The sequence below is a fragment of the Adlercreutzia shanghongiae genome, assembly GCF_035830635.1.
Lineage (GTDB): Bacteria > Actinomycetota > Coriobacteriia > Coriobacteriales > Eggerthellaceae > Adlercreutzia > Adlercreutzia shanghongiae.
Genome location: NZ_JAYMFI010000003.1, coordinates 294,708 through 306,695 on the forward strand (window position 1 = coordinate 294,708; position 11,988 = coordinate 306,695).

The 11,988-nt window shown below is 59.0% G+C and carries 12 protein-coding genes and 1 tRNA gene; 9 read left to right on the top strand and 4 right to left on the bottom strand.

The genetic code is table 11. The features are described 5' to 3' along the window. Positions 1-203 precede the first annotated feature (203 nt). From VJ923_RS03270 to VJ923_RS03295, 6 genes are all read left to right on the top strand, one after another. Positions 204-1,715: a response regulator transcription factor gene (locus tag VJ923_RS03270; protein WP_326438486.1), complete on the top strand. Its 1,512-nt coding sequence runs from the start codon at positions 204-206 to the stop codon at positions 1,713-1,715. Positions 1,716-1,898: 183 nt separating this feature from the next. After that, positions 1,899-4,202, top strand: coding sequence for a molybdopterin-dependent oxidoreductase (locus tag VJ923_RS03275; protein ID WP_326438488.1), 2,304 nt, complete (start codon positions 1,899-1,901; stop codon positions 4,200-4,202). A 27-nt stretch (positions 4,203-4,229) separates the two neighbouring features. After that, positions 4,230-4,748 (top strand): 4Fe-4S dicluster domain-containing protein, encoded by a 519-nt coding sequence (locus VJ923_RS03280; protein WP_326438490.1) that lies wholly within the window; start codon positions 4,230-4,232, stop codon positions 4,746-4,748. Between the two features lie 21 nt (positions 4,749-4,769). Then, positions 4,770-5,450 carry a TorD/DmsD family molecular chaperone gene (locus tag VJ923_RS03285; RefSeq protein ID WP_326438493.1) on the top strand — a complete coding sequence of 227 codons (681 nt, stop codon included), beginning with the start codon at positions 4,770-4,772 and terminating at the stop codon, positions 5,448-5,450. Positions 5,451-5,473: 23 nt separating this feature from the next. Beyond that, entirely contained in the window at positions 5,474-5,977 is a 504-nt protein-coding gene (locus VJ923_RS03290) for a hypothetical protein (protein ID WP_326438495.1), read from the top strand. Between the two features lie 15 nt (positions 5,978-5,992). After that, complete coding sequence (locus VJ923_RS03295; RefSeq protein ID WP_326438497.1) at positions 5,993-6,730, top strand: hypothetical protein; 738 nt, start codon at positions 5,993-5,995, stop codon at positions 6,728-6,730. A gap of 16 nt (positions 6,731-6,746) precedes the next feature. Here the strand turns inward: VJ923_RS03295 and VJ923_RS03300 are convergent, their stop codons facing one another. Then, a complete protein-coding gene (locus VJ923_RS03300; protein WP_326438499.1) occupies positions 6,747-7,754 on the bottom strand; it encodes a DMT family transporter in 1,008 nt (335 codons plus the stop codon). Between the two features lie 180 nt (positions 7,755-7,934). On the opposite strand from VJ923_RS03300, the gene VJ923_RS03305 reads away from it, so the two are divergent. Both VJ923_RS03305 and VJ923_RS03310 read left to right on the top strand, forming a co-directional pair. Further along, a tRNA-Met gene (locus tag VJ923_RS03305) sits at positions 7,935-8,012 on the top strand. A 72-nt stretch (positions 8,013-8,084) separates the two neighbouring features. Beyond that, positions 8,085-9,071, top strand: coding sequence for a virulence RhuM family protein (locus tag VJ923_RS03310; RefSeq protein WP_326438501.1), 987 nt, complete (start codon positions 8,085-8,087; stop codon positions 9,069-9,071). 50 nt (positions 9,072-9,121) lie between these two features. Here the strand turns inward: VJ923_RS03310 and VJ923_RS03315 are convergent, their stop codons facing one another. After that, positions 9,122-9,244, bottom strand: a complete 123-nt coding sequence (locus VJ923_RS03315) for a hypothetical protein (protein ID WP_326438503.1) — start codon at positions 9,242-9,244, stop codon at positions 9,122-9,124. A 163-nt stretch (positions 9,245-9,407) separates the two neighbouring features. On the opposite strand from VJ923_RS03315, the gene VJ923_RS03320 reads away from it, so the two are divergent. Continuing rightward, a complete protein-coding gene (locus VJ923_RS03320; protein WP_326438505.1) occupies positions 9,408-9,656 on the top strand; it encodes a hypothetical protein in 249 nt (82 codons plus the stop codon). A gap of 83 nt (positions 9,657-9,739) precedes the next feature. On the opposite strand, the gene VJ923_RS03325 is transcribed toward VJ923_RS03320, so the two are convergent. Beyond that, a complete protein-coding gene (locus VJ923_RS03325) occupies positions 9,740-10,210 on the bottom strand; it encodes a hypothetical protein (RefSeq protein ID WP_326438507.1) in 471 nt (156 codons plus the stop codon). 42 nt (positions 10,211-10,252) lie between these two features. Continuing rightward, the gene (locus VJ923_RS03330; protein ID WP_326438509.1) at positions 10,253-11,929 is read right to left on the bottom strand and encodes a helix-turn-helix transcriptional regulator; all 1,677 of its coding nucleotides are present in this window, start codon (positions 11,927-11,929) and stop codon (positions 10,253-10,255) included. Positions 11,930-11,988 lie beyond the last annotated feature (59 nt).

Below are 11,988 nucleotides of genomic sequence, written 5' to 3' on the forward strand. Positions count from 1 at the left end.
GGACGGCCGGGAGTAGGGCGAATCTGTAAGAAATTTTTACAGTTTTCGGAGAAATCTGACAAGAATCTTTACAGGTTCAGTGTTCGCCGTGGGTTGAGGGGTCTTTTGCGGGCATCCTAAAATAATAGGGATATTGGCTTGGAGGGGTTTGAGGCGGGCAAGTTCTGGTCGCCTGAAAAGGATGAGGATGCTATGCTAGTCCCATGAATATCAGACTCTCACTTCCGCCTTTGAGATTGTGCGGCCAGGTTTTTCTCTTCGCCTGGCGCATGGGATTGTTTTTCTCGCCGTTGGCAGTGGTTTACGCGGCCCATCCCTATGAGACGCTGGTCGGTGGGCGGTTGGCTTTCTTGGCGGCGTTCGCCCTCGGGTCGTGGGGTGTATTTCTTTGCGGGCGCAACCAGTCCCGCGCGCTTTCCGACAAGGCGGTTATCTGCCTTGGCACGGGGGCGGCTTCTTTGGGGGTGCTCGCGCTCTTGGCCGGAACCGCGTTGCTTGGCGGGAACGCCGTGCTCGCGTACGGAGGTTTTTTCGTTGCTGGCGTGGGTGACGCTTGCCTTGCCCTGGCGTTTGGGAAAATGTACGGAAGCTTGAGCGTGCGTTTGAGCATGCGAGTTGTTCCTCTTGCCATGGCCTTGGCTGCCGTGATTTACGCGCTGATTGTGAACAACGCACCGGCCGTCGCCCTGCCTGTTCTCGTGTTACTGCCTGTCGCATGCGGCGCCGTGCTGCTCCATGATTTGTCCCGTCGAGAGGCGCTGGGCGATGCTGCCGAACTGAAGCCGTTGGTCTCTCAGGTGCAAGAGCCGGATCGGAGCCGATTTACCAAATGGAAGATTGCCTCGTACACAGCGGTTCTATGGCTCACCTTTGGCTTGATGTGGCCTTTGGCGGTAACGCGGCTTTTCGACGATGGACGGCTGTTCCTCAGTTTCTCGCTTTCGGTGGCCGCCCTCGTGGCCATTGTGGCGTTGGTTCTTGCCGTGCTCACCTATGTGCTGCGTCTTCCGGCTGTTAAAACCTTCTGGGTTTTCGTGCCCCTCACGTTTGCGGGTATCACCGTTGTGGCCGTCATCGACTCGAACCTTCAGGTACTCGCCTTCGCTATGGTGTTCGCGGCCCACAACATTGCGGAAGTGCAGCTGACGACGCACTTCGCTGCCATCTGTCGCCGTCGGGGCTATTCCTCGCGCATGCTTCACGGCTGCGCCTTTGCCATCTTAAGCGCTGCCGAAGTGGTGGGGTTGCTGGTGGGTGTGGCCATTGTGCCCTTCGAGTCTTCGGTGATGACGGTATTGCTGCTCGTGTGCGCTAACGTCATCGTCATCGCGGTCATTCTTTCCATTATGCGTGTGAATACGACCTTCCAGAAAGCTGAGCTGGAGATGGCGCTTGCACGCCAGAAAGAGGAGGCCCCTTCGGGAGCGGAGACATTGGGGGAAGGTTCGATGGCCGCGTCGATGTTGGGCGCTCCTGAGCGTTCTGGTATGACACCTGCCGCAGTGGCCTCTCGCTGGGTTGAGACGTACGGTCTCTCGGCGCGCGAGTCCGAGGTAGCCGAGCTGCTGCTCTCGGGGCGCAATGTGCCCGCCATTGCGGAAATGCTCACCATTAGTCAGTCCACTGTGCAAACCCACGTCAAGCATATTTACGAGAAAGTGGGTGTTCGCACGCGCCAAGAGCTCATTGCCAAAGGCTCGGAATCCCTTTATTAGGGATGCTCTGAACAGGCGTTTCTCGTACTTATCCTAGGGATTTTAGGATGAGTCGACATCGTAGAAATGCAAAATCCCAAACTCGCGAGGATGTGCGAAAATACCTTCCAAGCAATACTTCTCCCCAGACGCGGAACGAGAGGCCGCGACTCTAACGTACCTAAGACGTGAGGAGGAGAAGTGATGAAAGAGAATCAGGACATTACTCTGATGTCCGACTCTGTTCAAGGAGGAAAGGTGAGCCGCCGCGGGTTCCTGAAGGGATCGGCTTTGGCGGGCCTGTCGCTGGGCGTTGCCGGCACGGGCCTGGTGGGCTGCGCGCCCAAGCAGCAGGCAGGCGACGAGCTGGCCGATACGGGTGAGGGCGCCACTTCTGCTGTTGGTTATCAGTATGAGGCCGAGACGGCCGAGGGCGAATGGCATCACAGCGCCTGCTCGCGCAACTGCTTCGATACTTGCATGATTATGAGCAAGGTTGTCGATGGACGCCTTGTGCAGGTGTGCGGCGACAAGAACAACCCCTACACCGCTGGTGGCCTGTGCGTGAAGACGCAGAACTATGTTGACTACGTCTACCGCGAGGACCGCATTCTCTATCCCATGAAGCGCACGGGCAAGAAGGGCCCGGGCTGCACCTTCGAGCGCATCAGTTGGGATGAGGCCATCCAGACCATCACCGATACCTGGAAGCAGATCATCGCCGAGAACGGCGGCGAGGCCATCACCTGGTTCCGCTATCAGGGCAACCAGGGCGCCATCCATCGCCGTTGCCTGGAGCCGCTCTTCTTCAAGATGGGCGCTACCTATCACGAGGCGAGTATGTGCAACAATGGGTATGTGTTCTCGCTGCCCTACACGACGGGCTCCATCACCGTTATGCGCGCCGAGGATATTGCCAACAAAGACCTGTACATCTCCTGGTCGCATAACCCTGCCGCCGGTAGCTTGCATACCATGAAGTTCATCAAGGAGATGCACAAGGCCGGCGGCAAGATTGCCGTGGTGAACCCCGTGCGCGTTCCTGAATGCGAGTGGGCCGATCTGCATGTGCAGCTGCTGCCCGGCACCGACGGCGCTTTTGCGCTCGGCGTAGCCAAGTACCTCATGGATGCTGGCAAGATCGACGAGCAGTTCATCGCCGAGTGGTCCATCGGCTATGAGGATTATGCTCGGTCGGCTGCGGAATGGACTGCCGACAAGGTGGCCGCCGAGTGCGCCATTCCCGCCGAGCAGGTGGGCCAGTTCGCCGAGCTTCTGTGGGAGAACCGCGAGAACGCCTGCCTGAAGACCGGACTGCAGCTCGGTCGTCGCAACAACGGCGGCATGAGCCACATCTCCATCAAGATGCTCACGGGCCTCATCGGTCACCCCGAGTGCTACTTCAACATGACGAGCTCGGGCGGCTATGGTGTGAACACGGCGGCCAACCTGGATATGTTCACCGAGACGGTGCCTTCCGAGTCTTCCGACGCCTCCACCATTCGCAACTACTCCTCGCCGGCGCTTGGCAAGGTGCTGACGGGCGTAAACTACGGAGAGGGCCACGACTTCGCCACGAACCCCATCCGCTCTATCATGATCTTCGGCGGCAATCCCATGGTTTCCAATCCGAATCAAAACCTGGTACGCGAGGGTCTCGAGCGCGAGAATCTGTTCACCGTGGTGCACGATATTTTCGTGACGCCTACGGTGGAGTACGCCGACATCGTTCTGCCGGCTCCGACCTTCTTCGAGTACGAGGAATTCAACGGCGGCTACGGCCACAACTACGACTGCTTCAACGAGAAGGTCATTGAGCCTTTGGGCGAGTGCAAGGACAACCTGGAGCTGTGCAACCTGCTCGGCCAGGCCATGGGCTACAACGACGCGGTGTTCAATCGCACCTATGACGATATGCGCGCCCTGTTCTTGGACGGCAAGGACTACACCTACGACGAGCTTGTCAAGAACGGCTGGTACGATGTGGCCCCCAAGACCTGGGAAGCTCAGCTGGAAGAGGGCTTCGGCACGCCTTCCAAGAAGTTCCAGTTCGCCTGCGATGAGCTTGAGGCCGACCACGGCACGCGCACGGTGATCTACACCCCCGATCCCGAGAGCGCCTCCCAGGCTCCCGAGCTGTTTGCGAAGTACCCTCTGTATCTGGTGAGCCCCAGCGCCAAGGAGTTCCTGAACGGCGTGTTCGGCAACATGGAGGACAACAACTTGCTGTTCGGTGAGAGCTACGTGTTCCTGAACGAGGCCGACGCCCAGGCGCGTGGCATTAGCGATGGCGACGAGGTCACGGTGTTCAACGATCGCGGCTCGCTGAGCCGCAAGGCCCGCATCGTTGAGGGCGTTATGGCTCCCGGCACCGCTTGCACCTACAAGAGCACGTGGTCGACGGTGACCGGCGTGGAGAACGTCAACTGTGTGACGACCGACTCTCAGGCCGATTTCGGCCGCGGCGTCGCCTTCCAGAGCTGCCTCGTTGAGATTGCCAAGGCCTAAGCGCCTGTTTGCGGAAAGGATATTGAAATGACCCAGATGGGATTTCTTCTCGACCAGAAGTACTGCATTGGCTGCCAGACCTGCCAGGCTGCTTGCCGCGCCCGCCACGGCCTGACTCCCGGCGTGTACCCGCGCCAGGCATCTAGCTCTCAGATTGAGCTGCGCGGTCCCTACATTTCCCTTGCGTGCAACCATTGCAGCAACCCGGCTTGCGTGGATGTGTGTCCTACGGGCGCGGTGAGCAAGCGCGAGGACGGTATCGTGGTGCACGATCCTGAGGTTTGCATCGGCTGCTATTCCTGCGAGAAGGCCTGCCCTTACGGTGCGCCCCAGGAGAACGATTTGAACGACCGTATGGTGAAGTGCGATATGTGCGCGGCTCGCCTGGACAAGGGCGAGAACCCGGCTTGCGTGGATGCCTGCCCGGTGAAGGTGCTCACCGTCGGCACTATTGAGGATTTGGAAGCCCAGGGAGGCGTGGTCGAGGGCGTTGGCTTCGCCGTTGAGGCCACCGATCCCAACATCCGCTTCATTCCTATCGCCTAAATCGTTTTCGGGGGGTCAGTTATGAATGAGTTCGAAACCATGGATGCCAGCGAGCGCGCCGAGCATGCGCGGTGGCGAGCGGCGCTGTACGGGCTGGCTTCCCGGACTTTTCTTCAGGAGCCCTCTGATGAAGAGCTGAAGGCGAGCATCGTTGCCGCCCAGGCCGCCCTGGAGGCGGGGGAGGGCTGGACCCTTCCCTGCGAGCGTGAGCTCTTAGTCCATCTCGCTTCTTTCGATGCTGAGGAGGATGCTCTGGGAACGCGGGTGCGCAGCGAGTATGCTGAACTCTTTGTGGGTCCGCGTCCTCCGCTGGCGCCGCTTTACGAATCGATGTACGTGGGGTATCCGCGGCGCTTGCTGTCGGAGACGACGAAGCGTGTGCGCGACGCCTACGAGCGTTGCGGTCTTTCGGTCGCGAAACGCAACCGTGTGCCTGACGATCATTTGGGCTACGAGCTTGAGTTCATGGCGGCACTCGCCCGGCGCGAGGCCGAGGCTCTCGAGGCGGCCGACGAAGAGACTGCAAAGCGCTGGCAAAACGATCAGGGGCGCTTTCTCGAGGAGCACCTGCGCTGCTGGATCGAGCTGTTCTGCGACCGTTTGCATGAGGCGCCGGGCGACTACTACGGCGGCTGGGCCGACTTCGTACGAAGTTTCATGGCCGAGGATGCAGCTGCGCTAGCGTCGCGGGCGGCGCGCTGATGACGAGCGTTGGCGGGCGAGGCGTGCTTCGTCAGGTTTTGGGCACGCTGGCACTTTTCGCGGCATTGGTGTTGTTCGGCCTTGTCACGCGACCGGCTGCCTTAGCGCTTCCGCGGGTGTTTGGTTTTCATGCGGTGCTGGTGGCTCTGCCCTCGGCGTTCGCGCTTACGTTTAGCTTGCGAAAAGGCCTGCGCTTCCCCCTTGTTGCGGGGGCGGTGGTGCTGTTTTCGCTGCTGCTGTCCCTTATGAGCCCTGTCATGGGGGTATCCTCCCTCGCCCCCATGGCGGTGGCTGCCCTGGCCTATGGTGGCTTTCGAAAGGGCGAGTCGCGAAAGGCCTTTGCCGTCGGCTGCGTGTACGGAGCGTTTTTCTATCCCTGCACGGTGGCAGCTTCGCTTGGGCTCGGCGCTCTTTCTCTCGCGTATCTGCAGGGCTCGGTTTTCGTGCTTCTAGCAGCGGCCCTGCTCGGTGGAGCGCTGGCGGTGCTTGGCGCTGTGTCGGCGACGGGGCTCGCCGACAGGAGATAAAGGAGATACGTTCGAATGGATATTCTCATTGCTCTTGGCGCGGCGGTAGCGTTCGCGCTTGTCTTTCGCACGCCGCTCATCCGCATGCCCGCCGTGTTTTACGTGCTTGCTGTGGCCGTGGCTCTGCTCTTCCTCTCGGGGATTTTGGGGCAAGCGCTTCCGACGCTTAATCGCGAGCTGCTTCCCTTCTTGAGACGTTGCATCTTTCCCTATGCGCTGTTCGTGGTAGTTATGTACATGGGCGTGCTGCCCGAGGCATCGTGTCTTCGCCAGTACCTGAAGCCGGCGCGAGGCCCGCTTTCCATTGTTGCCGCGTTGCTGGTGCTCTGCCATGGCGTGAGCTATTTGGGCGTTTATCTTAATGTTGCGCTCGGCGGCTTCAGCACAGCGTCGGCATCGACGGCGTCGTCTTTGGCGATGGCGGTGGCGCTAAGCGTGATTCTGGGTGTGCTCACGGTGACGTCGTTCAATTTCGTGCGCCATCGCATGCGGGGCAAGACGTGGAAAGTGGTGCAGAAAGCGGCCTATGCGTTCTTCGGCCTTGTGACGGCGCATGCTGTGGTGCTGTTGCTTCCTGCAAGTCTTACGGGCGGTTCGGCGGCGTTTTCGGTGTCGGTCTACATGGGCGTGTTTCTGCTCTACGTCATTTTGCGCATCGCGCGATGGGCTAAGGTTCGCTATGTCGCAGCCGATTGGAGAACGTCCTCGGGTGGTCGTGGGGCCGTCACGGATTGCGAGCTTGAGTTGGCGTAGCTTGCCTCGGCATTGCTTAGCGCATGAAGGCGTCGGCCTCTTCCAGATCGCGTATTGGGGCGCTGGCTTCGCAAGAGGCCGGCGCTTTTTCTTCGGCTGCCCGTTGCGCGCGCTTCTTCTCGGCGCGCAGGGGCAAGTACTCGCTGATCACGATGCCGGCGAAGATGAGGGCGAAGCCGGCGAACAGCGAGGGCGTGAGCACCTCTCCGAGCAGCAGAATAGAGAAGATGACCCCGAAGACGCATTCTGTGGAGAGGAAGAGGGCCGCCTGGGCTGGATCCACCCGGGCCACGGCGGCGTTTTGCAGGCCCAAGGCCACGCAGGAGGCGAGTACCGTGAGGTAGACGAGGCTTATCCAGGTGTCGGGCGAGAGGTTCGCGAAGTTCGGGGTGGGCTCGGTGATGGCGCCGACGGCGAAGCCCAGAAGGCCTGCTACGATGAACTGGATGACGGTGAGCACCGTCATGGAACGGCCCGGCGCGAACTTCGCCGTGTACAGCACATGCAGGCTGAGGAAGAGCGCCGAGAACAGCGTGACCACGTCGCCGAAGCGCAGCGAGAAGGCGCCGGCGCCCGTGTAGGCCACGCAGGCCACGCCGCCGACGCAGGCGAGCGCCGCCGCGATGTTGAAGCGCGTGGGCTTCTTCCGAATGATGAACCAGCCGAGGAAGGGGATGATCACCACGTACAGTGTAGTGAGAAACGAGCTGTTGGAAGCGGTGGTGTCGGTAAGGCCGGTGGAGTTCGTCCAGTATGACAGGAACAGCAATGCGCCCAGAATGGCGCCGTCGCGCAGATGCTGAGGCCCCTCTGCAGAAAGGCGGTCGCGAAGTTTTCCCAGACAGACGATGCCCAGGATAATACCCGCGCCCGTGAAGCGCACGCCCACGAGCCAGGAAGGCGGGAACTCGTCCACCGTGGATTTGATGACCACGGTGCCCATGCCCCAGATAGCCGCCGCCAACAGCAGCGACGCCTTGTAGACCCAGAGGGGAATGCCGTGTTGTCTGATGAAGGTAAGCATAGGCGGCATCATAGCACGGAGCAGAATGGTCGTTCGTGTGCGATGCGACAAATTGCCGTGGAGACTATTGGGGCGGTAAACATGTGCAGGATTTGTGCCGAATGGGACAAAGTTCGCTCGGAGGCTTGCAATCCGCACCCGAGCGAGTAATATATATCCTTGCCCTTTGAGGCAACCCATTGCGGGGTGGAGCAGTCTGGTCAGCTCGTCGGGCTCATAACCCGAAGGTCGGTGGTTCAAATCCGCCCCCCGCGACCAAGAAATGTCAGCCGCCGAGTTCGCTCGGCGGCTTTTGCTATATCATGCGAGCTTTGGGCGCCTGGGGGCATTATGACGAAAGCTGAAAATACGTTAATGCTCTATCGTGACGAGGATGGAGAAACTAACGTTTCGGTGCTGTTCAGCGACGAAGACGTCTGGCTGACTCAGGACCAATTGGCTGAGGTTTACCAAACGACGCAGCAGAATATCAGCCAACATGTCCGATCTATCTATGCGGACGGTGAGCTTCCGGAAGCAACTCACAAGAAATTCTTGTTAGTTCGAAAGGAGGGGTCTCGCCAAGTAAATCGTGAGATCGAACACTACAACCTTGATATGATCATTGCCGTAGGGTATCGCGTTCAATCTCCCATTGCCACCCGTTTTCGTCGATGGGCAACCGCAAGGCTGCACGAGTACATCCAGAAAGGGTTTGCACTTGACGACGAACGTCTTAAACAGGGCGGGGCGCGATACTTCAGAGAGCTTCTTCAGCGCATTCGTGATATCCGATCGAGTGAGCGCAATTTCTATCAACAGGTGACAGACATCTACGCCACCTCCATTGACTATGATCCGCGATCTGTTACGACGAGGAATTTTTTCGCGACTGTGCAGAATAAGCTGCATTATGCCGTTCATGAGAATACCGCTGCTGAAGTTATATGCCGGAGGGTGGACAACGAGAAGCCCTATGTGGGCATGACCAACTTCAAGGGCTCTTATGTTACCGAGGACGATGTGAAGATAGCGAAGAACTATCTCAGTGAAGCCGAGCTGCAGCGTCTCAATCTGCTGGTGTCGCAGTTTCTCGACTATGCCGAATTCCAAGCGCTTGAGCAAGTTCCTATGAAAATGGAAGATTGGGTTCAAGCTTTAGATGACCTGATTGTGCGATTAAGGCGAAAGCTGCTAGAAGGTAAAGGAAGCATATCTCACGAACAGGCGCTGGAGAAGGCGCAACGCGAATTCGAGATATACCGTGACCGAGAGATGAAACAGCTTGAAAGCGATTTTGATAGAGCCATCAAGCAGCTCTCCCTTTGGGAAAAATAGCAATAAAGCTGCCGAGTTCGCTTGCTCGGTAGCCCTCTTATACGCTGTTTTTAGGGTCGGCTGCATCCCCGGTCGTGATGGCGGCCAGGTTTGCGGTCGTGGCAGCCATTGACGGCGATGGTGCCGTAGTCGACGCCCGTGGCCTTGCCCTTCTTGTTGGTAGCGAGGCGCACATAGCCGGTTTTCTGGACCTTCTCGGCCGCGCTAACGATCTCGTTGCCGTCTTAGCCGAGGCCGTTCCTTCAGCTTCTTCGGCGACAGCTTGCCGTCGCCGAACCTGTAGAGCACTTTCACCAACGCGCCCTTCCCGTTTGTGAAGCTGCGCAGACCGCACTTGTGCATGGCCGGCTTGCTGTAGTTGGCTGCCACTTTCAGTTGGTGCAGAACCTGTGCCGGTCCGATGGGAATAAGCGCATCGCTGCTACCGTTTTCCTCTACTTTTTGGAGAAGAATGGCCTCCTCTACAAAGATGGTCAGAAGATCGTAAGCGACAGCGCACTGGTGGCGACAACCATCATGACCGCCGAATCGAAACCAGATGAAAAGGAAATCATGGTTTCGCTTGTTATGAGCTTTCTGGTGTAGTCATTCAGAGCAAATGCGTTGGAATCGTTGTGGCCTGATTTCGGGGACGTCTGCCTCTACCGGCGTGCTAGGAAGCTGAGCGCCTACAGCGCGCTTGCGCGGTAGGCGCGGATGGCGGCGAGGGTTGCGTCGGCGAAGTGCTGGATGGTGCCGACTTGCACCCAGCGGCCGTCTTCGCGATAGCGCAAGGACAGGTCCTTGCGGCGGCCGATGCGCAAGTGCCCGATGGAAAGCGTCACGTTGCCGGGGATTTCGCGGGTGTCGATGTTGGTGCGAACGCGCGAGCCGCCGAGGGCCCAGGCGGCCAGGCCGGCGTCGGTGAGGCTGCCGGTTTCCTGGTAAACCGCCAAGGCCGCAATGGCGCCGAAGCCATCGTCCTCTTCCTCTGTTTGGTAAACGCGTTTCTCGGTACGTCCGGGCAGGCCGGCGCACACGATATGCGACTGCTTCGTAAAGTGATAGCGCCTGCCGTCAACGATGAGCCCCCAAGTGAAAACCTCCCAGGTGCCCGTACCGTCTTTGGCTTCAAAACTGGCAAGTGCTTGGTCGGTCATGAGGGGCTCCTCTCTTGGGGCAGTGATGCTTCCGCTGGCACCCTATTCTGACAGTTGGTCTCCCAAATCGACCAGTTCCTGGCGGCTGTGTACGTTGAGTTTCTTGTAGATGCTCTTCGCGTGACCGCGAGTGGTGTTCTCCGAAATGAACAGCTTGTTGGAAATGGCCGAGACGCTGTGCCCTTTCATGAGCAGCTCGGCCACTTCCGTCTCACGAGGAGAGAGGCCGCGCTCGTCCAGGTAAGTCCGGATGCGCAGATGGCGAGCGTCTTCTGTCGTATCGGGCGCATCGGCGGACGCTTCAGCCATCGCCTCGGTGCTAGATGGTTTCTGCGAAGGCTTCGAAAGGTTCAGCGATGCGGCATCGAGCAGTTCCGCGTCGGTCACTGAGGCGGGCACACGCTGCTTGCTCCGGGTAATTAGGATAAGGGCGATGGAAAGCAGCGCAATGCACAGCAATACCAGGTTCGCGTTGTGGGCGAAATCGTTGGAAAGTGCGGGGCCGAGGGCCATGCTTGTGATGCTGCCTGCCGACATGGCGAACAGAACGGGCGCAATGGCGAGGGCGTACAACGGCGAAGAAGGCAGGCCGTTTCGCACGGAATAGACCGCGCAGGTGATGATAAGAAGGAGGTTCACCGTTTCGAAGCCGAACATAAGGAAGGTGTTGAGCAGGGCGGTGTACTGGTCCCCGAGCAGCGAAGGCAGAAGAAACACGATGGTGAGAACAGGGAAGAGCAGCTGGTATATGTGCAGAATGTCGAAGCCTTTCGAAAGGAAAAGCTCAAGGGCCACAACCAGGAGCGCCGCGGTGGCAAAGGCGATGAGGACGGGGAGCGATCCGGCCTCGCTGCCCGAGCCTCCCAAACCCGCCATGAGCTTCCACGAAAACCCGAGGATGCCAACGCAGAGCACGGGCCGCCACAGGTCCTTGATCGATTTGGAGAGGGTTGCCCGCGTGAATGGGGGCACAAAGTCCATCTCGATTTCCTGAAGGCTCTTCTGCAGACTGAAGAGCGCAAGGAAGGGGAGAAGCGCGACGGCGATGAAGACGACGGCAATCAGCGGGAGGCGCGAGACGAGAAGGTAGAGAGCTACCGACATGGCGGCGGAAAGCGGGATGCAGATGAGCGCGCGCTGCTGTCCCTCGGACACATAGAACAGCTCCCAAAGCAGGAAAAACAACGCGCACGAGGCGCCCATGAGAACCCCCGCCACAAAAGCGAGGGCCGCGTCCCCTTGGGCAAAAGAGAACATGAGGAAGTACAGAAGCGCGGCGCCGCTTAACATGAAGCTTGCGGCCGAGGCTGTCCAGTAGGGAAGCTCGCGCTGCCGAAGCGCGCAAAGGGTACCCAGAGTACCTACGGCAAAGGGCAGCACGGTTTGCTCGGCGAGAACGTAGGTGCGCCACAGATCGGGGCCGCCGGCAGTGTCCTGAAAGCTTGAAAGCGCGATGAAGGTGACGGTCCAGAAGAACCCGAAGCCGAGATGATGGACGCGCAGTCCTTCCAAAAGCCTTTTGGCACGTTGCATTGGCATTTCTCCTCCCGCGCTCATTGTAGCAGCTGCGCTGGGGAGCGATGACGGACGCTTATAAGGAATGATTTCCTCTAATCTAGTGTTGAGCTGGCAAAACTTAAAAACAACCCAAAATATGTCCCCCTTAAAAGGGTGATGCCGCGCTTTAGGTCGGAGAGGTTTTAGTGCGAAATTACCCAATTATGTGGCTTACGTCTGCGCATGCGAGAGGGCATAGTAGTCGCAAGCTTCGGGCGTGA

Excerpts from the sequence above, each read along its gene's own strand:
- VJ923_RS03270 (WP_326438486.1), top strand. The coding sequence starts at position 204 with ATGAATATCAGACTCTCACTTCCGCCTTTGAGATTGTGCGGCCAGGTT.
- VJ923_RS03285 (WP_326438493.1), top strand. The coding sequence starts at position 4,770 with ATGAATGAGTTCGAAACCATGGATGCCAGCGAGCGCGCCGAGCATGCG.
- VJ923_RS03310 (WP_326438501.1), top strand. The coding sequence starts at position 8,085 with ATGACGAAAGCTGAAAATACGTTAATGCTCTATCGTGACGAGGATGGA.
- VJ923_RS03295 (WP_326438497.1), top strand. The coding sequence starts at position 5,993 with ATGGATATTCTCATTGCTCTTGGCGCGGCGGTAGCGTTCGCGCTTGTC.
- VJ923_RS03325 (WP_326438507.1), bottom strand. The coding sequence starts at position 10,210 with ATGACCGACCAAGCACTTGCCAGTTTTGAAGCCAAAGACGGTACGGGC.
- VJ923_RS03275 (WP_326438488.1), top strand. The coding sequence starts at position 1,899 with ATGAAAGAGAATCAGGACATTACTCTGATGTCCGACTCTGTTCAAGGA.
- VJ923_RS03280 (WP_326438490.1), top strand. The coding sequence starts at position 4,230 with ATGACCCAGATGGGATTTCTTCTCGACCAGAAGTACTGCATTGGCTGC.
- VJ923_RS03300 (WP_326438499.1), bottom strand. The coding sequence starts at position 7,754 with ATGCTTACCTTCATCAGACAACACGGCATTCCCCTCTGGGTCTACAAG.